Origin of the sequence: Streptomyces globisporus (genome assembly GCF_003501885.1) — a bacterium.
Taxonomy (GTDB): domain Bacteria; phylum Actinomycetota; class Actinomycetes; order Streptomycetales; family Streptomycetaceae; genus Streptomyces; species Streptomyces globisporus_D.
The window spans coordinates 33,068-55,116 of the sequence record NZ_QWFA01000062.1 but is presented as its reverse complement, the minus strand read 5'-3'; the positions used below and the strand labels follow the sequence as shown (position 1 = coordinate 55,116).

Here is a 22,049-nt window from a genome sequence, read left to right as displayed (position 1 = left end):
CCGCCGCCCCGGCCCCGCCCCAGCTCCGCCCCGACGATCGTGATGACCTCCACCCCGGCCCGCCGCAGCAGGGCGTTGGTCTGGGTGTTGCGGTCGTACGTGAAGACCACACCGGGCTCCAGGGCCACCGCGTTGTTGCCGCTGTCCCACTGCTGGCGCTCCGAGGCGTAGACGTCACCGCCCGTCTCGATCACTCGCAGCTGGGGCAGGCCCAGGGCCCGGGCCACGACCTCGGTGAACGGCGTCGTCCCCTCGTCGGTGATCTCGATCCCGGGCGCCCGGTCCGACGGCCGCAGCGAGAACGTGTGGACGCCGTCCATGATGCGCGGGTACAGCGTGACGATGTCCCGGTCCGCGAAGGTGAACACCGTGTCCAGGTGCATCGCGGAGCGCAGCTTCGGCATCCCGGCGACGATGACGTGCTCGGCCGCCCCCTGCGCGAAGAGCGCCGCCGCGACCTGGGTGATCGCCTGGCGGGAGGTCCGTTCGCTCATGCCCATGAGGACGACGCCGCTGCCGACCGGCATGATGTCGCCGCCCTCGAACGTGGCCCGGCCCCAGTCCTTCTCCGGGTCGCCCCACCAGATCGTGGAGCCCCGGAAGTCGGGGTGGAAGGTGTAGATCGCCTTCATCAGCAGGGTCTCGTCGTGCCGGGCGGGCCAGTAGAGCGGGTTGAGCGTCACCCCGCTGTAGAGCCAGCAGGTGGTGTCCCGGGTGTAGAGGGTGTTGGGCAGCGGCGGCATCAGGTACTCCCGCGCCCCCGTGCCCTCCCGGGCCAGCCCCACGTACGCCGAACGGAACTCCTCCGGAAGGTCGGCGATGGCCAGGCCGCCGATGAGATGGTCGGACAGCCGGCGCGGGGTCAGGGTGTCGAGGAAGGCGCGGGTGTCGTCGACCAGCCCGAGGCCCACCTCGTTCGCGTCGATCTTCCGGTCGAGCAGCCAGGACCTGGCCTCCGGGATCTCCATGGTGGCGGCCAGCAGGGCGTGCAGTTCGACGACCTCCACCCCCCGTTCGGTGAGCTGGGCGACGAAGTCGGCGTGGTCCCGCTGGGCGTTCTCCACCCACATCACGTCGTCGAAGAGCAGATCGTCGGAGTTGGTCGGGGTCAGCCGGCGGTGGGCCATGCCGGGGGCGCAGACCAGGACCTTGCGCAGCCGCCCCACTTCGGAGTGGACGCCGAGGGTGGAGGCGGGGACGGTAGGTGTCACGGGGGGCCTTTCGCTCGGTGGGGAACAGGGGCGGCGGGGTGCGGTGCTCAGAGTTCGATCCAGCCGACGGACAGGGCTGCGATCCCGACCGCCGCCCCGATGACCGTCACCGCGCAGATGACCGCCTCGCCGGGCGAGAAGAGCCTGCGCCCCTGCTCCCTGCGGGACTTGACGAAGAGGAAGGTCGCCGGGGCGTAGAGGATGAAGGAGACGAGGACGAACTTCGGCCCGGCCGCGTACAGCAGGAACGCGGTGTAGAGCGTCGCCACGACGGCGATGACCAGCTCACGCCGGGTGGAGCGCCCCACCGCGCCCCAGCGCTCCGGCCGGCCCGCTACCTTCACCGCGAAGCCGGCGGCCAGCAGGAACGGGATCAGGCTCAGCGCGCTGGTCAGATCGAGGGCGAAGGTGAACGCGTCGTCGGAGAAGAGTGTCACGACGAGCATGATCTGGCTCAGACACGTGGTCAGGAGCAGCGCGTTCTCGGGCACGTCCGCCGCGGTCGACTGCCCCAGGAAGCGCGGCATGTCCTTGTCCTTGGCGGCGACGAAGAGGACCTCGGCGGCCATCAGGGTCCAGGCCAGATAGGCGCCGAGCACGGAGACGATGAGGCCGACGCTGATGAAGACCTTCCCCCACGTCCCGACCGCCGACTCCAGCACCTCGGCCATCGACGGCTGCCGCAGCCCGGCGATCTCGGCCATCGGCAGCAGCCCGTAACTGACGATCGTGACGGAGGCGAAGACGGCGAACACGCTCAGGAAGCCCAGGACGGTGGCCCGGCCGACGTCCTCACGGCGCTTGGCGTGCCGCGAATAGACGCTGGCGCCCTCGACGCCGAGGAAGACGAACACGGTGGCGAGCATCGTCCCGCGGACCTGGCCGAAGAGAGTGCCGGCCTCGTCGGTCCCGCTGAAGTTGTCGGCGAAGACGGACGGTTCGAAGTAGAAGAGTGCCAGCACGACGAAGAAGAGGATCGGCACGATCTTCGCGACGGTGACGATCCGGTTGATCGCCGCCGCCTCCTTCACACCTCGCCGGATCAGCAGGAAGAACCCCCACAGCCCCACCGAGGAGACGACCACCGCCGTCACCGTGTCGCCGTCGCCCAGCACGGGCGCCACCGCGCCGACCGTCGACATGATGAGCACCCAGTAGGTGACGTTGCCGACACAGGCGCTGGCCCAGTAGCCGAAGGCGGAGAAGAAGCCAAGATACTCCCCGAACCCGGCCTTCGCGTACGCGTAGACCCCGGCGTCCAGGTCCGGACGCCGCACGGCGAGGGCCTGGAAGACGAAGGCGAGCATCAGCATGCCCGTCCCGGCGACCGACCAGGCGATCAGCGCCCCCGCGACCCCGGTCTCCTGCGCGAACCGGCTCGGCAGCGAGAAGACTCCGGCCCCGACCATCGAGCCGACCACCATCGCGGTCAGGGTCGGGAGCGTCAGTTTGGCGGCCGGTCGGGGCGGGGCCTCGGGGTGGCTCATGGGTTCCCTCGTCGCTGCGGTCATCGGCCAACCAGGGAAAGCTAGCAACATATCGGGCGCTTTGTCCCATAATGGGGAGCAGTGGCGAGGCCGGGGGCCGCTCGCAGGTCGTGCGAACGGCCCCCGGCCTGTTCTGTCAGGGATGCGCCTAGTTGGTGTTGAGCGTCAGCCCGTAGTGGCGGAGGGCGTCGTCGAGCGGCTGGAAGTAGGAGGAGCCGCGCGAGTTGACCCCGCCGGTGCACTGCTGGTCGATCGGGCCGCCGGAGGTCATGCCCTGGGCCTGGTTTCCGGAGATGTACGCGCCGCCGCTGTCGCCGCCCTCGACGCAGACGCTGGAGGTGGCCAGGCCGCTGACGACCGTGTCGGGGCCGCCGTTGAGGTCGACGTAGGTGACGGTGTTGTTGTACGAGCCGATCGTGCCGCAGGTCCAGCCGGTGGTGGCGCCGGACTTGCAGACCGCGGCGCCGGACGAGGCGCGGGTGCCGCCGCGGACGGCGACCGGGTTGCTGTTGCCCCAGGTGCCGACGCCGGTGGTGATCGAGTGACCGGAGTTGATGGTCAGGAGCCCCATGTCGACGCTGCGGGTGCCGAGCGCGTACCGGCTCTTGTAGCCCTGGGCGAAGGCCGCCCCGTCGTAGCGCAGGGTGTTCGTGACACAGTGCCCGGCGGTCACCAGGTACTGCCTGCCGGAGCTGTCACGGGCGCCGTAGCCGACGGAGCACCACTGGGTGGTGTTGTTGAACGTCATCTTGCTGCCCGGGTAGATCGCGGCCTTGGCCTCCAGCTTCTCCTGGCCGCGCACGATCCGGACGGCGGAGCCGTGCTCGGCGGCCTGGGCGAGGAACGCCTTGGCGGCGGCTCCCCGCTCGTTGTTGACCTTCACGGTCACCTGGTCGGCGGGCAGGTCCACGGACCAGGCGACCACACCGGAGGGCGTCTTGCCGGCGGCGAGGCGATCCAGCTCGGCCTTGATCCGGTCGAGTGCGGCCTGGCCTCTGGCGGGCACGCGGGCATCGAGGCCGGCCTTCTCGATCCGGGCCGCCTCGGCCGGGTCGTCGGCGTTGACGGTCAGCCGGCCCGAGGCGTCGAAGAACGCCCCGTCGCCGGATATGCCGCGCTTCTGCAGACCGGCGAGCTTGGCCTGCTGGGCGTCCTGCCGGTCCAGCCGGTCGACCGCGGCCTTCTCGCTCACACCGAGCGAGGCGGCCAACGCCCGGACCATCTCGGGCTGGTAGCGGGGCGCGGCCGCCGCGTCCTGCGCCTGGGCCATGCTCTGGGTTCCCAGAACCGTGGCGGCCGAGAGCAGGACGCCCGCGGCGGCGAGGCTGTACTTACGTGTGTTGCGCACGCTGATTCCTTCCGGATGACAGCCGGAGACCCGTATGGGGGGTGAAGCGCCGGGCCCTGGCCGACGGCGAGTTCAGAACTCGCCGCGAGCCGAACTATTGAGGCCCGGCGTTCTCCGGGATACCCGGATCGGCGCATTCACGGATACGCAGATAATGCGAGGGGGCTCCCGAGGATCGAAGCGCCTCACAGCCGGCGGAGTTCCCACAGCCGCCAGATGGCGTCCTCGGCGAGGAGATGTCCGCCCAGGACGGTGGAGCGCGTCACGACATGGCGCTGTTTGTGCCAGACGGGAATCAGGGGGGCGTCCTTCGCGATCGTGTCCTGGACCGCCCGGAACCGCTGAATGGCCTTGCTGCGATCGGTGAACCGCTGGGTGTCCTTGATGGCGTGGTCGACGTCGGCCGATGTGTAGCCGTTGCCGAGGACATTGCCGGTCCCCACCAAGGGCTGGACGAACGTGTCCGCGTCGGGGAAGTCCGGTATCCACTGGTAGAGGTGGACGTCGAACTCACCCTTCAGGCTGCGCTTCTGGTACGTGGTGAAGTCGCGTTCCTCGACCAGCTCGACCCGGAACAGCCCGTCCTTCTCCCACTGCTCCTTCAGTGCGCGCGCCTCGACGGCGGCGATGCCCGTCTGGTGGCCGAGCCTGATGCGTACCGGAGTGGTGATGCCGGCGGACCGCAGACGCCCCGCCGCGTGGGCGGCATCCGCCTCCGGGTAGCGGTCGAAGAACGCCGTGCTGTGTCCGACGACGCCCTGCGGGACGAGTGAGTACAGCGGCGTCACCGTGTGCTCGAACACCTCGCCCGCCAGGTGCCCGCGGTCGATGAGCGAGGCCAGGGCTCTGCGGGTCTCGGCGCGCCTCAACGGCTTGTCCGGCGAGCGCATGTTCAGCACGAGGTAGTGGGCCTCGGCGCTGTCTCCGGCTGAGAGGCGGACGTCCTCGTCGCTGGGGTCGATCTCGGCGAGGGTGGCGGCCGGAAGTCCCGCGTAGGCGATGTCGACCGTTCGCGCGTCCCAGGCTTCCTCGACGTGTCGTGACGTCTCGAAGTAGTGGACCTCGACCGTGACCCCGCGTCTGGTCACGGCGCCTTTGTACGCGGAGTTCGGTTTCAGGGTGATGGACTTCTTGGCCGTGTAGGACGCGATGACGTAGGGCCCCGAGCCCGAGGCGTTCTCCTCCTCCCGCAGTCGGTCCGCCGGGAACTCCGCCGGGTCGACGACGGACCCGGCCCCCGTGGCGATTTTCGACGGCCAGGTGGCATCCGCGGTCGCCAGATGGAAGGTCACGAGGGAACCGCGGGCGTCCACGGAGAGGAGGTTCGCGAACAATGGACCGGGCCCCAGCGGATCGCGGATACGCAGAATGCGTTCGAACGAATGCTTCACCGCTGTCGCCGTGAGGGGGTTCCCGTTGGAGAACGTGAGGCCGTCACGGAGTTCACACCGGTACGTGGTGAGTGCGGGGGAGGTGAATTCGCAGGACTCGGCGGCGTCGGGCTTCGGGGTGGGCGACCCCGGCTCGAAGGTGAGCAGGTTCTGGTAAATGTTGGTGAAGACCGCCCAGGAACCGGCGTCGTACACCCCGGCCGGGTCGAGTCCCGCCAGAACACTGGACGTTCCGATGGTGATGGGCTTTTCGTCCGCGGGCTCGGTGGGGGATAACTGACAGCCGCTGGCGAACAGAAGTGCGAATGATCCTGCCGCGATTCCGGGGCGGATGAATTTCATGGAGGTGCTCATGCTTCCCTTGGTCATGGGCATGGCGATGTGTGTCGGTGGGTGGAACCTAGTGACAGAGCGTGCGCATTTTTTATCCGTGGGCGTGAATCACGGATACGGCGTTGTGCGCACGGGCCGGCCCGCTCCGGTGCGCGTCGCGGCGGGGCCCCGGCGATGGGCACGCCGCTCGCCCGCCGTCGCCGGGCTCCGGTCGGCGGGATGCGGGGCGAGCGCGGCCGGGACCGCGCGTGGGGCGACGGGGTATGTGCGGAATGGGTTCGAGATACGTATAGGTGATCGGGTCATTCCGGATATTGAGGGCCGGGCGCGCCTCGTACGTTGGGGATACCGCGACACCGAGGAGATGGCGTCATGGCCGAGCTCTACTTCCAGGTCAATGTCCCCACCCGGAGCGCCGTGCAGCCCGACCGGTGCGGCCTGCACGTCTTCACCGGGTGCGCGGAGACCGAGTCGGATGCCCTGCGTATCGCGCGCGAGGCGTGCGACGCGGCGGTCGCCGCACAGAAGGCGGGCTTCGCCATCCCGCGTCGGCGCCCGGACGGCTGGGGAGCGCGCGGGGTGCGTTCCGGCTGGGTGTTCGACTGGGCGGCCGCGACCGTGGCCGTCTGGGAACACGACCGGAGCTTCTGGGCCGCCCGGTCCTTTCTGCCGCTGGGCACGCCCCGCGGCCGGTGACCTCGGAGCCGGTGACCTCAGATCCGGTGAGCGAGGTCGCGGCGGGAGAGCGCACCGGTCTTCCGCATGGCACCGGCGATGTGCTGCTCCACGGTCCGCGGGGAGAGATGCAGGGTCGCGGCGATCTCCCGGTTGGTCAGCCCGGAGGCCGCGAGCTGGGCGACCTCCGCCTCCCGGGGGGACAACTGGTCGGAGTGCGAAGGGCGCCCGGGCGGCCGGCCCTTCTTGGCCGGCTGCCGGGTACGCAGCAGGGCCCGGGCCCGCGTGGCGTCCCAGACGGCGCCGAGGTCGGTGAAGTGCTGGGCGCAGGACTCCAGTTCGGCGACGGCCCAGGCGGTGGGGTCCGGGGGGCCTTCCGGGCATGCCGAGGCCGCCGGGCCGGTTCGGCCGGAGTGGCCCTCACCCGCGCACACCGCCGCTGGCTCTTTGGCCCCGCCCATCGCGTCCGCCGCCAGCACGCAGCGCGCCGCGCACTCCGTGGTCAGTGTCCGGCTGTAGGGGCGCGGAAGCTCCGCGTAGGCCGCCGCCGCCTTCCGGTACGCCTCCGCTGCTGCCGGCAGACCGTCCGGCCGCCCCTCGGCCAGCGCCTCGCTCTCCGCCAGTGCGGCCCGGCTCCAGGCCAGCGCGGCCCTGGCGGCGGGCGCGTCCGCGTCGCCGAGGCCCTGGGCGAAGTCCCGGACCATGGTGTGCGCCGTGGCCGTGTCGCCCGCCCGGGCCAAGGCCTCCACGGCCCACGGCGCGAGTTCCGCCGCCCAGGGCCATACCCCCTTCTCGGCCACCACCGTCCACGCCGCCCGTGCCTGTTCCGCCGCGTCGGCCACCTCCTGGCGGGCCAGCGTCAGGCGGATCACGGCGCCGGCCGCCGTCGCGCCCAGGGGCACCGGCAGGTTCTCCGTACCGAACGTTCCGCGCTGGGAGAGCCAGGCCCGGGCCTCTCCCCAGTCGCCCTGGGCGACGGCGAGCAAGCCGCGTACGACGTAGGCGTCGGAGGCGAGGAACGGCATGTCCGCCGTGTCGGCGACGAAGTCCTCGCACCGCTTGGCCAGGCCCAGCCACTGGCCGGTCCACCACTCCTGGAGCAGCCGCGTCCCCGACGCGCTGTGCTCGGTGTACGGTGCGCCGCTGCGCGTGGCCAACTCGCGCCCCTCGGCCAGCAGACCGTCCACGCGCCGGTAGAAGCCGAGCCAGACGGCTGAGTCCGCGGCGTTGCACAGACCGCGCGCCGCCTGCCGGGCGCAGGCGGGGTCGGTGCTCTGCACGGGCAGTCGCTCCACCAGGTCCCAGGCCTCGGGGTCGGCCCAACTCATGGCGAGCCCCACATGGTTGGCCAGCACCGCCGTACGCATGGCGTCGTCCCCGCTGTCGTCCGCGGCGGCCGCCGCCTTGATCAGCCACCCCCGGTGGACGTCGAGGGAGGCGCCCGGCCAGTAGGGGGTGACCAGGGCCGCCATGGCCCGGGCGGCCAGCACCGACCGCACCTCGCGGAGTTCGGCGGCGGCGACCTCCAGGACCCGCCAGCCCTCGGCGAACCGGCCCATCTGGTTGGAGAGCATCAGCCCCAGGTCGAGCCGCAGCTCCCCGCGTACGGCCGGCGGAAGATCCGCGTCCTGCACGATCTGCGCGAGCACCTCCACGGTCTGGTCCGAACGCAGCCCGGTCACCGCGTTACGGGCCAGCAGGGGCGCCAGCCGGGCCCGGGCCTGCGGGGGGATGCCGGGGGTGGCGAGCGTCCGCTCCAGGAGGGTGATCGCCTCCTGGTGCCGGCCGGACGCCGCCGCCGACTCGGCCGCCTTCTCCACCGCCCTGAGCCAGCCCCGGTACTCGCCGGCCGCCCGGTGGTGTGCGCCCACGGCGGCCCACGGCACGGGCTGCCTGCGGCTGAGCACCCCCGCCGCCCGCCGGTGCAGATCCTGCCGTACGGGACCGGGCACGGCGTCCCGTACGGCGGAGGCGGCCAGCGGGACGGCGAAGCCGTAGCGACCCTCGCCCAGCTCCGCCAGCGCCGCGCTCTCCAGGGCCCGCAGCAGCGCGTCGCCCCCCGGTACGGCCCCGAGCCCCGACACCCCGATCAGCTCGTCCCGGGCGGCGGGCCCGTCCAGGACGGCGGCCGCCCAGACCAGTGGCCGGTGCGCCGAGGGCACCGCGTACGTCCGGCTGAGCACCAGCTCCGCCAGCCGGGCCGGCACCCCGGCCGCGGCCACCTCGGCGGCGGTGCCGGTGAAGGCCGGGCGCTGTTCCCGCAGTATGGCCAGCAGATCGACGACCGCCCGGGGAACCCCGCCGGTGCGCTCGCACAGCGCGCTCACCGCCTCGGCCGTACAGCCCGCGCCCTCGCCCAGCGCCTCCGCGGCGGCCCGCCGGACGCGTTCCTCGTCCCAGGGCGCCAGGCGGTCCCTCAGCACCGTCAGCCGGAAGGGGTACGTCATGGCGGAGCCGCCCAACGGCATGCCGGGGACGGGGAGTTCCTCGGGGCGGTAGGTCACCGCGGCCGCCGAACCGTGCTCCATCCCCGCCAGCACCCGGCGCAGCCGCCGCAGCTCGTCCTCGTCCGCCCGGTGGACGTCGTCCACCAGCAGCAGGGTCGGCTCCCGCCAGACCTCGCCCTCCGCCGGCTCCGGCCGCCCGCCGTCGACCCCGCACCGCCACCACAGGCGGGCCACATCCGGTGTCTCGGGCAGATCGGCCAGCTCGCGCAGCAGATGGGTCTTGCCCAGTCCGGCCGCGCCTTCGACGAACAGCAGCACCGGCCCCGCGTCGGGGGCGGCGAAGGCGCGGGCGAGGGACCGTCGGGCAGAACCACACGTCGCGATCACGTCGCCACCCTCGCTCTCCGTCGTCCCGTGGCCCGGGCCCACCACAGTGATGCCCAGGCCCATTCTCGGCGAACGACAACGGACGTACCTCTTCACGGGCAGTCGCCCGCGGTCACGGTCCGCGCACGCGGGGGGATGCGGATGCCCGGGCGTACGGAAGGCCCTTCGGCGAAACGGCGCGCAGCGGAGCACGCCCGGCCGACTGCTGCCCGCAGGGCGCAGGGCCCTTCCGGCTGGGACCCCGAAGGACGACGCGCGCAGGTTCCTTCCGCAAGCCCGGTCACCGCGGCCCGAAGCTATGCCACGGCTGTGCCTACGGATATCCGAGGAGGCGGATCCACGGATACGCAATCAATGTCACCGGAGGTACGGCTGTGTCACCTGAGACACCGCCGTCCCACGGGGGGCTTCCCGCTGAAGTGGTCCCGCCCGTCCGCGGACGCGCTCACCACCCTGGCCGACGCACTCACCGTACGCCCCGCCGCCGGCTACGCCGTGGGCCACGCCCGCGACCTCATGCCCGGCGGAGAGCTGATCGACCATGCCCTGCCGGTGCCGCCAGGAGCGCCGTCGGACAGGAGTTCAGCGCGTTCCCCGGTGGCCGGGCGACGGATGCCGAGCCGGTCGAGCCGCTGCTTGTCGTCGGCTGTCTTGCCCAGCGCAAGGGCGTGCTTGCCGGCCGAGAGCCGGCGCACGGTGTTGCCGAAGGTGTCGTCCTGGGTGGTCTCCACACCACCGGCCCGGTCGATGGAGTTGACCTCGTTGGCCGAGGCGTTCATGTAAAGGATCTGCGCCCGGCCGTAGCTGCCTGACGTCAGCTCAGCCCCTCTGCGCGAGGCGCGGGGCCGCACCGAGGCCACGTCGGGGCGGCGGTGTATCCGGCGGAGCCGATGACGGTGACGTTCCGGACGTCCGTGTCGGCGCTCACTTGGACGTCTCCGGCGCGATTTCCTTGATCAGGCCCTCGACCATGACCTTGATCTCGTCGCGGATAGGGCGAACCGCCGCCACGCCCTGGCCGGCCGGGTCCTCCAGCTTCCAGTCGAGGTAGCGCTTGCCGGGGAAGACGGGGCAGGTGTCGCCGCAGCCCATGGTGATGCAGACGTCCGACTCCCTGACCGCGTCGACCGTGAGGACCTTGGGGGTCTCGGTGGAGATGTCGATGCCGACCTCGGCCATCGCTTCGACGGCGGCCGGGTTCACCGCGTCACCCGGGTTGGACCCGGCGGAGCGGACCTCGACGCGGTCTCCGGCGAGGTGGGTGAGCCAGGCGGCGGCCATCTGGGAGCGGCCGGCGTTGTGGACACAGACGAACAGAACAGAGGGCTTCTCGGACATCAGGAGGTCTCTCTCATCACGGTCGAATCAGGCACACATGACATCAGCACCCGGTGGAGTCAGTAGCCACTGATGTGAGAGTATCAGCCCATGATGACGTCAGTCGACACTGAACTGATCCGGGTGCTGGGCGATCCGCTCCGGCTCCGGATCGTGACCCTGCTCGCCCGCGAGACGCTGTGCACCACCCACCTGGTGGAGGAGACCGGTGCGAAGCAGACCAACCTCTCCAACCATCTGAGGGTCCTGCGCGAGGCCGGGGTGGTGGAGACCGAACCGTGCGGGCGCTTCACGTACTACAAGCTCCGCCCGGACGTCATCGCCCATCTCGCCGGCCAGTTCGCCGACCTGGCCGAGTCCGCCCGTACCGCTGCCGAGAACAAGAGGGCCTGTCCGTGACCCCCACGCAAGCACCCGCGACGGCCGAGGAATCCTCGGTCGTGCAGAAGCTGTCCACGCTGGACCGCTTCCTCGCCGTCTGGATCCTCCTGGCCATGGCTCTCGGCCTCGGCCTCGGTCGGCTGATCCCGGGCCTGAACGACGCTCTGGCGAAGGTGGAGGTCGGCGGTATCTCGCTGCCGATCGCCGTCGGTCTGCTGATCATGATGTATCCGGTCCTGGCCAAGGTCCGCTACGACAAGCTCGACGTCGTCACCAGGGACCGCAAGCTGATGGTCTCCTCGCTGGTCATCAACTGGATCATCGGCCCGGCCGTCATGTTCGCCCTGGCCTGGATCTTCCTGCCGGACCTGCCCGAGTACCGCACCGGCCTGATCATCGTCGGTCTGGCCCGCTGCATCGCCATGGTCATCATCTGGAACGACCTCGCCTGTGGCGACCGAGAGGCCGCCGCCGTCCTCGTCGCCCTCAACTCCGTCTTCCAGGTCATCGCCTTCGGCCTGCTCGGGTGGCTCTACCTCGACCTGCTGCCCGGCTGGCTCGGTCTCGGCGAAGGCGAGACGCTCGACATCTCCATGTGGAAGATCGCGCTCAACGTCGTCATCTTCCTGGGCGTACCCCTGCTCGCCGGCTTCCTCACCCGCCGCATCGGCGAGAAGAAGATGGGCCGCGAGTCCTACGAGGCGACGTTCCTGCCGAAGATCGGCCCCTGGGCCCTCTACGGCCTGCTCTTCACGATCATCATCCTCTTCGCCCTCCAGGGGAAGACGATCACTTCGCAGCCTCTGGACGTGGCGCGGATCGCGCTTCCGCTCCTGGTGTACTTCGCGATCATGTTCTTCGGCAGCTTCCTGATCGGCAAGGCCATCGGCCTGGCCTACGACCGCACCACGACGCTGGCCTTCACGGCCGCCGGGAACAACTTCGAGCTCGCCATCGCCGTGGCCATCGCCACGTTCGGCGTCACCTCGGGCCAAGCACTCTCCGGCGTCGTCGGCCCGCTCATCGAGGTCCCGGTTCTCATCGCCCTGGTCTACGTGGCCCTGGCCTGGCGCAAGAAGTTCGCCCCGACCGCGATCACCACCAGCACCACGCAGCACTGATGCACCGCCTCGGCTCCCGCCCGCATCCCGCCGTCCGCGCGAGGGCCCGCCTCGCTGTCCGACCGACGGCGGAAGCGGTGCCGCACAGAGGTGGGTCGGGGGCCGGGGCTTCTTACGCCGCCACGGAGGTGAACTGGTGACACACGCGGTGGATGTGGACGTCGTGGTGATCGGCGGCGGCCGGGCGGGACTCGCCACCGGCTACTACCTGCGCCGCCAGAACCTCGACTTCGTCATCCTCGACGCCCGGCCCGCACCGGGCGGAGCGTGGCAGCACACATGGGACTCGCTCCACCTGTTCTCCCCGGCCGCGTACTCCTCCCTGCCGGGCCGGCTGATGCCCGCCCAGGACGGAGCGGAGTACCCGGATACGCGCCACGTCGTCCAGTACCTGACCGCGTACGAGGAGCGCTACGCCCTGCCGGTCCAGCGACCGGTCCGGGTGAAGGGCGTACACCGTGACGGCGAGCGGCTGCGGGTGGAGACGGACGCGGGTGTCTGGTCCGGGTGCGGATGGAGGCGGGCAGGTGCTCGGCGTGGGCGCGCAGGTAGTCCACGACTTCGTCGCGGCGCGGGTAGTGGTCCGGGTCGCCGGGGAATCGCATGCCCGGCAGCGAGGAGTACCGGGCGGGGGAGAAGAGAGTGAGGCTGTCGTAGTAGCGCGACCAGGCCCCGCCCGGCTCCTCGGCGCTCTCCAGGACCAGCACGCGGGCGAAGCCGTGGCGCCCTGCGACGCTGGTCCGCCCGGCGCCGGCTGCTGAGGCCGGGCGGGGCGGGGCCGGAGGGTCAGGTGCGGTCGGCGGCCGGGCGCAGGTCGAGCATGGCGGACATGGCGGCGACGACGGAGGGTGCGACCTGGTAGTAGACCCAGGTCCCGCGCCGCTCCGAAGTCAGGAGTCCGGCCTCGCGGAGTTTCTTCAGGTGGTGGGAGACGGTCGGCTGGGAGACGCCGACGTCCTGGATGTCGCACACGCATGCCTCTCCTCCCGGATGCGAGGCGACCTTGGAGAACAGGCGCAGCCGCACCGGGTCGGAGAGCGCCTTGAACATCGCGGCCATCCGTTCCGCGTCGGGCACGGACAGCTCCCCGGCGGTGATGGGCGGGCAGCACGGCACGACCGCTTCCGGATCCAGGACCGGCAACTCGACAACCTCAGACTTCGACATGCGTCTATGTTGACACCCATCGATGCGAGTGGCAAGCTCCGAACATAGACAGTAATCGAAACAGCGGCGCGACCTGCCGCCTCTCCATGGAGGACATCACCGCCATGACCACCACCCCCGAGGACCTGCCGGTCGTCGTGATCGGCGCGGGCCCGGCCGGCCTGGCCGCCGCCGCCCACCTCACCGAGCGCGGCCTCCTCCCGCTCGTCCTGGAAGCCGGCCCCGCCGCCGCGAGCGCCGTTCGGGAATGGGCGCACGTACGCCTCTTCTCGACCTGGGGCGAGCTGATCGACCCGGCCGCCGAGAAGCTGCTGGCCCCCACCGGCTGGATCCACCCCGACCCAGCCACGTATCCCTCCGGCGGGGACTGGGCCGAGCAGTACCTGCAGCCGCTCGCCGACGTGCTCGGCGACCGGGTCCGCCTCGGTGCCCGGGTCACCGGTGTCTCGCGCACCGGCCGCGACCGGATCGTCGACGCCGACCGTGACCAGCAGCCGTTCGTCGTCCACATCACCCACGCGGACGACCGCGAGGAGCGGGTCTTCGCCCGCGCCGTCATCGACGCCTCCGGCACCTGGTCCACGCCGTCCCCGGCGGGCGCCTCCGGCCTGCCCGCCCTGGGTGAGAAGGCCGCCGCCGACCGGATCACCTACCGCGTCCCCGACCTCAAGGACCCCGCCGTCCGCGCCCGCTACGCGGGGCGTCGCACCGCCGTGATCGGCTCGGGGGCCTCCGCGTTCACCGCCCTCGCCTCACTCGCCGACCTCGCCACGTCCGACGACGGCGCGGGCACGAAGGGGGTGTGGGTCCTGCGCCGGGGCATCTCCGGCTCCACCTTCGGCGGCGGCAGCGCCGACCAGCTCCCCGCCCGCGGAGCCCTCGGCCTCGCGGCGAAGGCGGCCGTCGACCAGGGACACGCGGACGCGGTCACGGGATTTCGCACCGAAGCGATCGAACGCGACACCGACGGCCGCCTGGTCCTGGTGGGCGAGGACGGACGCCGCCTGGACCCGGTCGACGAAGTCATCGTGCTGACTGGCCTCCGACCCGACCTCGGCTTCCTCGACGAGCTCCGCCTCGGCCTCGACGAACGGCTCCAGGCCCCCACCGAGCTCGCCCCGCTGATCGACCCCAACCAGCACTCCTGTGGCACCGTCTACCCGCACGGCCACCGAGAGCTCTCCCACCCGGAGACCGGGATCTACCTGGTGGGTATGAAGTCCTATGGCCGCGCACCGACGTTCCTCGCCATGACCGGCTACGAGCAGGTCCGCTCCGTGGCTGCCGCTCTCGCCGGAGACCTGGAAGCTGCCGACCGCGTCGAGCTCACCCTGCCCGAGACCGGGGTCTGCGGCGGAGCCGGGCTGTTCGACGACCCGGACGCGGCCCAGGCTGATGCCGGAGGCTGCTGCACGACGCCGGAACCGGCCCTGGTGCAGCTCGGCGTCGGCACACTGGCCTCCACTGCGTCTGCCGACGAAGCACCGGCGGGCGGCTGCTGCGGCTCGTGACCGATCTCGATGCTCCTGAGCGCGGGGCCGTGACCGGAACGGGGCCACCCTCGCTCGCCGCACCAGCCCCACCACCCGCACCATCGCGCTCGTGGTGCTCGGTGCCGTCACCACTGCGGCCCTGGCCGTCACCCCAGGACCGTACGCGCTACTCGTCGCCCTCTCGGTCGCAGCGGGCACGGTCCGTGGCAACCTCACCCTGCTCCAAGCCACTGCCATCACCGATCGCTGGGGCGCCACCCACTACGGCCGCCTCTCCGGGCTCCTCGCCGCGCCCACCACCACGGCCGCCGCCACTGCACCCTTCGCCGGAGCCGCCGCCGCCGCACCGCTCGGAGGCTATCCCCAGCTCTTCATCGCTCTCGCCGCCGTCTCAACAGCCGCCTGCATCACCGCTCTCAAGACAGCACCCGTCGAGCTCGGAGGCAGCCGAAGCTGAACACGACGCAGCTCGAGCATGCGTGCACTGGCGCACTCCATGCCAGGAGGTGCCTCAGGGCACCGAGTACGACGGCGGGCGGCCAGGGCGCCGCCGGGAGCGAGGTATCGGCAGGGACACCCCAGGGACATCTCAGGGACTTTCACGTCTGTCCCAGGGAGATTTCAGGGATTTTCCGCTGTGGAGGCAGGGAAGGCCCTGACAGCGCTGAAAGATAGAAGAGCACTGGCCAGGGCCTGTATGCCTAGCACTCGATGATATTCACCGCGAGCCCGCCCCGCGCCGTCTCCTTGTACTTCACGCTCATGTCCGCCCCGGTCTCCTTCATGGTCTTGATGACCTTGTCGAGGGAGACCTTGTGGCTGCCGTCGCCCCGCAGCGCCATCCGCGCCGCCGTGACCGCCTTCACCGCCGCCATGCCGTTGCGCTCGATGCAGGGGATCTGGACGAGGCCGCCGACCGGGTCGCAGGTCAGGCCCAGGTTGTGCTCCATGCCGATCTCGGCGGCGTTCTCCACCTGCTCGGGGGAGCCGCCGAGGACCTCGGCCAGGGCGCCGGCCGCCATCGAGCAGGCCGAGCCGACCTCGCCCTGGCAGCCGACCTCCGCGCCGGAGATCGAGGCGTTCTCCTTGAAGAGGAGGCCGATCGCGCCCGCCGCGAGGAGGAAGCGGACGACGCTGTCCTCCTTCTCCGCCTCGGTGCAGCCGTGGGACGCGAAGTTCATGTAGTAGTGCAGGACGGCCGGGATGATGCCCGCCGCGCCGTTCGTGGGGGCGGTGACGACGCGGCCACCCGCCGCGTTCTCTTCGTTGACCGCCATCGCGTAGAGGGTGATCCACTCCATCGCGTGGGCCTGCGGGTCGCCCTCGGCGCGCAGCTGGCGGGCCGAGTTCGCGGCGCGGCGGCGGACCTTCAGGCCGCCGGGGAGGATGCCCTCGCGCGACATACCGCGCGAGACGCAGGCCTGCATGACGCGCCAGATGTCCAGCAGACCGGAGCGGATCTCCGCCTCGGTGCGCCAGGCCAGCTCGTTCTCCAGCATCATCGAGGAGATGGACAGGCCCGTCTCGCGGGAGAGCCGCAGAAGTTCGTCGCCGGTGCGGAAGGGGTGTTTGAGGACCGTGTCGTCCGGGACGATCGGGTTCTCCCCGGCCACCGCGTCCTCGTCGACCACGAAGCCGCCGCCGACCGAGTAGTACGTCTTCTCCAGGACCGGGGCGCCCTCGGTGTCGTACGCGAAGATCGTCATGCCGTTGGCGTGGTACGGGAGCGCCTTGCGGCGGTGCAGGACCAGGTCGTCGTCGAAGGCGAACGGGATCTCGTGCATGCCCAGCAGGTTGATCCGGCCGGTGGAGCGGATCTCCTCCACGCGGGTGTCGGCGCCCTCCACGTCGACCGTCTGCGGGGACTCGCCCTCCAGGCCGAGCAGGACCGCCTTCGGTGTCCCGTGCCCGTGGCCGGTCGCGCCGAGTGAGCCGTACAGCTCGGCCCGTATCGAGGCGGTGTGCGCGAGCAGGCCCTCGTTCTTGAGGCGGCGCGCGAACATCCGGGCGGCGCGCATCGGTCCCACCGTGTGGGAGCTGGAGGGGCCGATACCGACCGAGAAGAGGTCGAAGACCGAGATGGCCACGGGAGGACTCCTTGGGGGGTGGGAAGACGCCGTTGTCTGCCTGGGTGGTGCGGGACAAGCGGGGCAAGCGGGATGAGAAGGACTGTCGGGGGCAAGGAACGGGGCACCGCGCTCACTTTTCTCCAGTGTGCGCGGTGCCCCGTCCGGATGCGCGGAACCGCAGGCCAGGTGCTACTTCAGGCCGGGGTACAGCGGGAACTTCTCGGCCAGCGCGGCGACGCGGCCCTTGAGGTCGTCCGCGTCGTACGACGGCTTGAGGGCGGCCGCGATGATCTCCGCGACCTCCGCGAAGTCCTCGGCGCCGAAGCCGCGGGTGGCCAGCGCCGGGGTGCCGATCCGCAGCCCCGAGGTGACCATCGGGGGACGCGGGTCGTTCGGGATGGCGTTCCGGTTGACCGTGATGCCCAGCTCGTGGAGCCGGTCCTCGGCCTGCTGGCCGTCCAGCTCGGAGTTGCGCAGGTCGACCAGGACCAGGTGCACGTCGGTGCCGCCGGAGAGGACGGAGACGCCCACCTCGGTGACGTCCGGCTGGACCAGGCGCTCGGCCAGGATCCGGGCGCCGTCCAGGGTGCGCTGCTGGCGCTCCTTGAACTCCTCGCCCGCCGCGACCTTGAACGAGACCGCCTTCGCCGCGATCACGTGCTCCAGCGGACCGCCCTGCTGACCCGGGAAGACCGCCGAGTTGATCTTCTTGGCGAGCTCCTGGGTGGAGAGGATCACGCCACCGCGCGGACCGCCGAGGGTCTTGTGCGTGGTGGTGGTGACGACGTGGGCGTGCGGCACCGGGTTGGGGTGCAGCCCGGCCGCGACCAGGCCCGCGAAGTGCGCCATGTCGACCATCAGGTACGCGCCGACCTCGTCCGCGATCCGGCGGAAGGCGGCGAAGTCCAGCTGGCGCGGGTAGGCGGACCAGCCGGCCACGATCAGCTTCGGCTGGGACTCCTTGGCGAGGCGCTCGACCTCCTCCATGTCCACGACACCGGTCTCGTCGACGTGGTACGGGACCACGTTGTAGAGCTTGCCGGAGAAGTTGATCTTCATGCCGTGGGTCAGGTGACCGCCGTGGGCCAGGTTCAGGCCCATGATCGTGTCGCCCGGCTTCAGCAGCGCGAACATCGCGGCCGCGTTCGCCTGCGCACCGGAGTGCGGCTGCACGTTCGCGGCCTCGGCGCCGAACAGGGCCTTGATCCGGTCGATCGCGATCTGCTCGACGACGTCGACGTGCTCACAGCCGCCGTAGTAGCGGCGGCCGGGGTAGCCCTCGGCGTACTTGTTGGTGAGGACGGAGCCCTGCGCCTCCATGACGGCGACCGGAGCGAAGTTCTCCGAGGCGATCATTTCGAGGGTGGACTGCTGACGGTGGAGCTCGGCGTCGACGGCGGCGGCGACGTCCGGGTCCAGCTCGTGGAGGGAGGAGTTCAGAAGCGACATCAGGGGGTCCCTTAAGGTCTCAGTTGCCGGAGAACGCGGTGTACTCGTCGGCGGAGAGCAGATCGGCCGGCTCCTCCGCGACGCGCACCTTGAACAGCCAGCCGCCCTCGAAGGGAGCGGAGTTCACCAGCGAGGGGTCGTCCACGACGTCCTGGTTGGCCGCCGTCACCTCGCCGGTCACCGGCGAGTACAGATCGCTGACGGACTTGGTCGACTCCAGTTCGCCGCAGGTCTCGCCCGCGGTCACCGTGTCACCGACCTCCGGGAGCTGGGCGTAGACGACGTCACCGAGCGCGTTGGCCGCGTACTCCGTGATGCCGATGGTGGCCACGCCGTCCTCGAGGGCCGACAGCCACTCGTGCTCCTTGCTGTACCGCAGCTGCTGGGGGTTGCTCATGACCTGAATTCTCCTGTACGCGGGGGAGTGCTGATGAACGGTGGTCTTGCGGTGTGAGACGGAGGTACGTCACTTCCGTGACGCCTGCGTGCCGGTGAGGAGGGCCCGGAATGCGCCGTTCCCTCCGGGATATCACTTCTGGCGCTTGTAGAACGGCAGCGCGACGACCTCGTACGGCTCGTGCGTGCCCCGGATGTCCACGCCCACGCCCTCGGTGCCCGGCGCGGCGAAGGCCGCGTCCACGTAGGCCATGGCGATCGGCTTGCCCAGGGTGGGGGAGGGGGCGCCGGAGGTGACCTCACCGATCACCTTGCCGTCCGCGACAACCGGGAAACCGGCGCGCGGGACCCGGCGGCCCTCGGCGATCAGGCCGACCAGCTTGCGCGGCGGGGCGGTCTCGGCGCGCTCGGCGGCGGCCTGCAGCGCCTCGCGGCCGACGAAGTCGCCCTCCTTCTCGAACTTCACGACCCGGCCCAGACCCGCGTCGAACGGGGTCAGCGCAGTCGTCAGCTCGTGCCCGTACAGCGGCATGCCCGCCTCCAGGCGCAGCGTGTCCCGGCAGGAGAGCCCGCACGGGATCAGGCCGTGCGGCGCGCCGGCCTCGGTCAGCGCCCGCCACAGCTGCTCGGCGTGCTCGGGCGCGACGAACAGCTCGAAGCCGTCCTCGCCGGTGTAGCCGGTACGGGCGATGAGCGCCGGCACCCCGGCGACCGTGCCCGGCAGGCCCGCGTAGTACTTCAGCCCGTCCAGGTCGGCGTCGGTGACTGCCTTCATGATCGCGGGGGACTCCGGGCCCTGGACCGCGAGCAGCGCGTAGGCGTCCCGGTCGTCGCGCACCTCGGCGTCGAAGCCGCCGACGCGCCCGGTCAGCGCGTCCAGCACGATCTGGGCGTTGCCCGCGTTGGCGACCACCATGTATTCGGCGGCCCCGGTCTCTCCCAACCGGTAGACGATCAGGTCGTCCACGATCCCGCCGTCCTCCTGGACGATCATCGTGTAGCGGGCCCGGCCGTTGCCGACGGTGGCGATGTTGCCCACCAGCGCGTAGCTCAGGAAGGCGGCGGCCTCGGGCCCGGTGACGGTGATCTCGCCCATGTGGGAGAGGTCGAAGAGACCGGCCCGGGTGCGTACGGCGTTGTGCTCGTCGCGCTCGCTGGCGTACCGCAGGGGCATGTCCCAGCCCGCGAAGTCGGTCATGGTGGCGCCGAGCGAGCGGTGCAGCGCGTCGAGGGCGGTGAGACGGGGGGCAGTGCTCATGGGCATGGCTCCAGGGCATGACGACGTCAGGACGGAAAATCCTCCCCATCTGTCATCGGAACCTGAGAGGTTCGCCGATAGCCCCTGGCGGGGTATGCCCCTGGAGGGCGCCCCGGTTCAGGGGGCTCGGCTTGCACCTTGGGTGGAGTCGCGGGGCGACTCGCTTTTCAGATCTGCCTCATCCACGCGGTACGGGGCCTGAGAGATTCAAGGGAGGATCTTGCTCCTTCGGCGCCCGGCTCACACTGTGGCCGGAACTCTCCCGCGCGGATTCGAACGGCCGGTATGCAGTTGGCGGGGTCATCATCGCACGCATCGGGCGGGAGTGGGGGGTCCGGTCTCCACTCCGTTCTCCGGGGACGCGAAGCACCGCGATCAGGGCATGATCCGGACGGCGGGTCCGATGTCGGTTGTGCCGCATTGCCTTTTCTTTACACTTCAGAAGCAGATGGGCGAGACCCGACAGCAGGGGGATGGCGATGACGTTGCAGCGGTCGGTACCGGCCGCGGGGGTCGCGCACGGCGCGGTGCCCGCCCGGCGCGGCGCTCCCGTGCGGGAGCTGATGGAGACCCGTGCGCCGGTGGTACGCGACCTGCGCGGGCGCACCGGCTACAGCCCGTACAGCCTCGATCTCACCGCCGGTGACATCGTCGTGGTCTCCGGGCTCCCCGGCAGCGGCAAGTCCACCCTGATCCGGCGGGCCGTGCAGGGGCGCGCCATCGACTCCCAGAACACCCGTGACAGCTGGGCCGCCGCGGTGCCAGGGTTACTGCCCTACGCCCTCTACCGCCCCCTCGTCCGCGCCGCGCACTACCTCGGCCTCCGCAAGGCCCTGCGTTCCGGCGAATCCGTCGTCGTGCACGACTGCGGCACCCAGACCTGGGTACGCCGCTGGCTCGCCCGGTACGCGGTGGCCCGGGACCGCACCTTCCATCTGATCCTGCTCGACGTGACGCCCGAGGTGGCCCGGCAGGGGCAGCGCGAGCGCGGGCGCGGGGTCTCCGGCTACGCCTTCGCCCGCCACCGGCACGCGGTGGCCCGTCTGCTCCGCGACACCGAACAGGGGCTGCTGCCCGCCGGCTGCACCTCCGCGGTGCTGCTCGACCGGGAGGCCGCGGGGGCGCTCCGCCGGATCTCCTTCACGGACGCCTGAGCTTCCACCGCCCGCTGCGGTTAGGGTGCTGGCCGGAGCAGAGGGCCGCCGCGGCGCGGCCCGGGCGGATGAGAGAGGGCGCAGAGCCAGTGGACATTCCGGCACCCGCACCGGCCCAACCCCAGCAGGGGTGGCCCGCCAACGAGCTCGAAGAGGTGCTGACGGCCTCGCTCGGCGTCCCGGACGCGGGCGGTCGCCTGGTCGAGGTGCTCGGCCGCAGCTCGGTCTGGGTGCCCCTGCCGAACGGCGGCACCCCCGCGAGCGCGGACCTCGACCTGCCGATGATGGAGATCGACGGGGCGGCCTTCGTCCCCGTCTTCAGCTCGGAGGCCCAGTTCCTCAGCTGCGTCGGCAGCCACATGTCCTTCACCGTCGCGCCCGCCCGCGACTTCGCCCGGGGCCTGCCCCCGCAGGTCGGGATCGCCGTGAACCCGGGCGGCGCCGTCGGCATACCGCTGCCGCCGCCCGCCGTCGCCGAGCTCTGCCGGGCGGGCCGCACCGCCCTGGACGGGCCCGCCACCGGCGGCCGGGTCCGGCTGTTCGAGCCGGACTGGCAGCACGACCCGGTCGATTTCCTCACCGCCGTGTCCGAGGAGTTCGAGGCCACCGGAGTCGTGAGCACCGCCCGCCGGACGCTGGCCAGCATCGAGGGCGGCGACCCGGTCCTCTTCGTCGGCGTCGAGTTCGCCACCTGGGACGGAGCGGGACAGAGCGCCCCCATGGACGCCATCGGCCGGGCGCTCGGCCGGGTCCATGTGCCGTGGCCGGTCAACCTGGTTCTCCTCGATGTGGCCCAGGACCTCGTGGGCGACTGGATGCGGGAGAAGGTACGCCCGTTCTACCGCCGCGAGGGGCACTGAGGGCCGGATTCACCGGCGCGAGGACCACTGAGGGCCTCGGGACCGGGCGCCGCGGGACCATGGCGTCAAGTCGGTCCCTGAAGT

General features: G+C 71.2%; 18 protein-coding genes, 2 pseudogenes and 1 riboswitch. Of the genes and pseudogenes, 8 read left to right on the top strand and 12 right to left on the bottom strand.

Features of this window, described 5'->3' with window-relative positions; all coding sequences use genetic code 11:
* The 4 genes from D3105_RS14260 to D3105_RS14245 all read right to left on the bottom strand — a co-directional run.
* Positions 1-1,211: arginine deiminase (locus D3105_RS14260; protein ID WP_133305683.1), on the bottom strand; the 1,211-nt coding region annotated here is incomplete at its 3' end.
* Positions 1,212-1,258: 47 nt separating this feature from the next.
* Positions 1,259-2,698: a basic amino acid/polyamine antiporter gene (locus D3105_RS14255; protein ID WP_118903591.1), complete on the bottom strand. Its 1,440-nt coding sequence runs from the start codon at positions 2,696-2,698 to the stop codon at positions 1,259-1,261.
* Between the two features lie 148 nt (positions 2,699-2,846).
* Positions 2,847-4,046 carry a S1 family peptidase gene (locus D3105_RS14250; RefSeq protein ID WP_118903590.1) on the bottom strand — a complete coding sequence of 400 codons (1,200 nt, stop codon included), beginning with the start codon at positions 4,044-4,046 and terminating at the stop codon, positions 2,847-2,849.
* 185 nt (positions 4,047-4,231) lie between these two features.
* Positions 4,232-5,806 carry an ABC transporter substrate-binding protein gene (locus D3105_RS14245; protein ID WP_240646901.1) on the bottom strand — a complete coding sequence of 525 codons (1,575 nt, stop codon included), beginning with the start codon at positions 5,804-5,806 and terminating at the stop codon, positions 4,232-4,234.
* Between the two features lie 336 nt (positions 5,807-6,142).
* Between D3105_RS14245 and D3105_RS14240 the strand changes: the two genes are divergently transcribed.
* Complete coding sequence (locus D3105_RS14240; protein WP_118903588.1) at positions 6,143-6,466, top strand: hypothetical protein; 324 nt, start codon at positions 6,143-6,145, stop codon at positions 6,464-6,466.
* Positions 6,467-6,483: 17 nt separating this feature from the next.
* Here D3105_RS14240 and D3105_RS14235 read toward each other — a convergent pair whose 3' ends face one another.
* The 3 genes from D3105_RS14235 to D3105_RS14225 form a co-directional block, all read right to left on the bottom strand.
* Positions 6,484-9,279 carry a LuxR C-terminal-related transcriptional regulator gene (locus tag D3105_RS14235; RefSeq protein WP_118903593.1) on the bottom strand — a complete coding sequence of 932 codons (2,796 nt, stop codon included), beginning with the start codon at positions 9,277-9,279 and terminating at the stop codon, positions 6,484-6,486.
* Positions 9,280-9,767: 488 nt separating this feature from the next.
* A complete protein-coding gene (locus D3105_RS14230; protein ID WP_118903587.1) occupies positions 9,768-10,058 on the bottom strand; it encodes a hypothetical protein in 291 nt (96 codons plus the stop codon).
* Between the two features lie 145 nt (positions 10,059-10,203).
* Positions 10,204-10,617 carry an arsenate reductase ArsC gene (locus D3105_RS14225; protein ID WP_118903586.1) on the bottom strand — a complete coding sequence of 138 codons (414 nt, stop codon included), beginning with the start codon at positions 10,615-10,617 and terminating at the stop codon, positions 10,204-10,206.
* Positions 10,618-10,707: 90 nt separating this feature from the next.
* Here D3105_RS14225 and D3105_RS14220 point away from each other — a divergent pair, with 90 nt between their 5' ends.
* The 3 genes and pseudogenes from D3105_RS14220 to D3105_RS14210 all read left to right on the top strand — a co-directional run.
* Positions 10,708-11,016 carry an ArsR/SmtB family transcription factor gene (locus D3105_RS14220; RefSeq protein ID WP_118903585.1) on the top strand — a complete coding sequence of 103 codons (309 nt, stop codon included), beginning with the start codon at positions 10,708-10,710 and terminating at the stop codon, positions 11,014-11,016.
* On the top strand, positions 11,013-12,119 hold the full coding sequence (arsB, locus tag D3105_RS14215) for an ACR3 family arsenite efflux transporter (protein WP_118903584.1): 1,107 nt from the start codon (positions 11,013-11,015) through the stop codon (positions 12,117-12,119). The genes D3105_RS14220 and arsB overlap by 4 nt, the downstream gene beginning before the upstream one ends.
* Before the next feature lie 133 nt (positions 12,120-12,252).
* Positions 12,253-12,639 (top strand): annotated as a pseudogene (locus D3105_RS14210) (FAD-dependent oxidoreductase); the annotation flags it as partial.
* Positions 12,640-12,905: 266 nt separating this feature from the next.
* Here the strand turns inward: D3105_RS14210 and D3105_RS14200 are convergent.
* The gene (locus D3105_RS14200; protein ID WP_024127206.1) at positions 12,906-13,286 is read right to left on the bottom strand and encodes an ArsR/SmtB family transcription factor; all 381 of its coding nucleotides are present in this window, start codon (positions 13,284-13,286) and stop codon (positions 12,906-12,908) included.
* A gap of 104 nt (positions 13,287-13,390) precedes the next feature.
* On the opposite strand from D3105_RS14200, the gene D3105_RS14195 reads away from it, so the two are divergent.
* Both D3105_RS14195 and D3105_RS14190 read left to right on the top strand, forming a co-directional pair.
* The gene (locus D3105_RS14195) at positions 13,391-14,797 is read left to right on the top strand and encodes an NAD(P)-binding domain-containing protein (RefSeq protein WP_118903592.1); all 1,407 of its coding nucleotides are present in this window, start codon (positions 13,391-13,393) and stop codon (positions 14,795-14,797) included.
* A gap of 43 nt (positions 14,798-14,840) precedes the next feature.
* Positions 14,841-15,236, top strand: a pseudogene (locus D3105_RS14190) (MFS transporter); the annotation flags it as partial.
* A 244-nt stretch (positions 15,237-15,480) separates the two neighbouring features.
* Here D3105_RS14190 and D3105_RS14185 read toward each other — a convergent pair.
* The 4 genes from D3105_RS14185 to gcvT form a co-directional block, all read right to left on the bottom strand.
* A complete protein-coding gene (locus tag D3105_RS14185; protein WP_118903583.1) occupies positions 15,481-16,866 on the bottom strand; it encodes an L-serine ammonia-lyase in 1,386 nt (461 codons plus the stop codon).
* Between the two features lie 171 nt (positions 16,867-17,037).
* Positions 17,038-18,297: a serine hydroxymethyltransferase gene (gene glyA / locus D3105_RS14180; RefSeq protein ID WP_118903582.1), complete on the bottom strand. Its 1,260-nt coding sequence runs from the start codon at positions 18,295-18,297 to the stop codon at positions 17,038-17,040.
* A 19-nt stretch (positions 18,298-18,316) separates the two neighbouring features.
* Entirely contained in the window at positions 18,317-18,694 is a 378-nt protein-coding gene (gcvH, locus tag D3105_RS14175) for a glycine cleavage system protein GcvH (RefSeq protein WP_010060008.1), read from the bottom strand.
* 132 nt (positions 18,695-18,826) lie between these two features.
* Positions 18,827-19,951 carry a glycine cleavage system aminomethyltransferase GcvT gene (gene gcvT, locus D3105_RS14170; RefSeq protein WP_118903581.1) on the bottom strand — a complete coding sequence of 375 codons (1,125 nt, stop codon included), beginning with the start codon at positions 19,949-19,951 and terminating at the stop codon, positions 18,827-18,829.
* A 177-nt stretch (positions 19,952-20,128) separates the two neighbouring features.
* Positions 20,129-20,226: riboswitch (glycine riboswitch) on the bottom strand.
* 204 nt (positions 20,227-20,430) lie between these two features.
* On the opposite strand from gcvT, the gene D3105_RS14165 reads away from it, so the two are divergent.
* Positions 20,431-21,105, top strand: a complete 675-nt coding sequence (locus D3105_RS14165) for an AAA family ATPase (protein WP_118903580.1) — start codon at positions 20,431-20,433, stop codon at positions 21,103-21,105.
* A gap of 89 nt (positions 21,106-21,194) precedes the next feature.
* Positions 21,195-21,965, top strand: coding sequence for an enhanced serine sensitivity protein SseB (locus D3105_RS14160; RefSeq protein ID WP_118903579.1), 771 nt, complete (start codon positions 21,195-21,197; stop codon positions 21,963-21,965).
* The last annotated feature ends 84 nt before the right edge of the window (positions 21,966-22,049 follow it).

Bases quoted from the DNA above. Each gene is read 5' to 3' on its own strand.
- D3105_RS14255 (WP_118903591.1), bottom strand. From the start codon at position 2,698: ATGAGCCACCCCGAGGCCCCGCCCCGACCGGCCGCCAAACTGACGCTC.
- D3105_RS14245 (WP_240646901.1), bottom strand. From the start codon at position 5,806: ATGACCAAGGGAAGCATGAGCACCTCCATGAAATTCATCCGCCCCGGA.
- D3105_RS14240 (WP_118903588.1), top strand. From the start codon at position 6,143: ATGGCCGAGCTCTACTTCCAGGTCAATGTCCCCACCCGGAGCGCCGTG.
- D3105_RS14230 (WP_118903587.1), bottom strand. From the start codon at position 10,058: ATGAACGCCTCGGCCAACGAGGTCAACTCCATCGACCGGGCCGGTGGT.
- D3105_RS14225 (WP_118903586.1), bottom strand. From the start codon at position 10,617: ATGTCCGAGAAGCCCTCTGTTCTGTTCGTCTGTGTCCACAACGCCGGC.
- D3105_RS14220 (WP_118903585.1), top strand. From the start codon at position 10,708: ATGATGACGTCAGTCGACACTGAACTGATCCGGGTGCTGGGCGATCCG.
- D3105_RS14200 (WP_024127206.1), bottom strand. From the start codon at position 13,286: ATGTCGAAGTCTGAGGTTGTCGAGTTGCCGGTCCTGGATCCGGAAGCG.
- D3105_RS14195 (WP_118903592.1), top strand. From the start codon at position 13,391: ATGACCACCACCCCCGAGGACCTGCCGGTCGTCGTGATCGGCGCGGGC.
- glyA (WP_118903582.1), bottom strand. From the start codon at position 18,297: ATGTCGCTTCTGAACTCCTCCCTCCACGAGCTGGACCCGGACGTCGCC.
- gcvH (WP_010060008.1), bottom strand. From the start codon at position 18,694: ATGAGCAACCCCCAGCAGCTGCGGTACAGCAAGGAGCACGAGTGGCTG.
- gcvT (WP_118903581.1), bottom strand. From the start codon at position 19,951: ATGAGCACTGCCCCCCGTCTCACCGCCCTCGACGCGCTGCACCGCTCG.
- D3105_RS14165 (WP_118903580.1), top strand. From the start codon at position 20,431: ATGACGTTGCAGCGGTCGGTACCGGCCGCGGGGGTCGCGCACGGCGCG.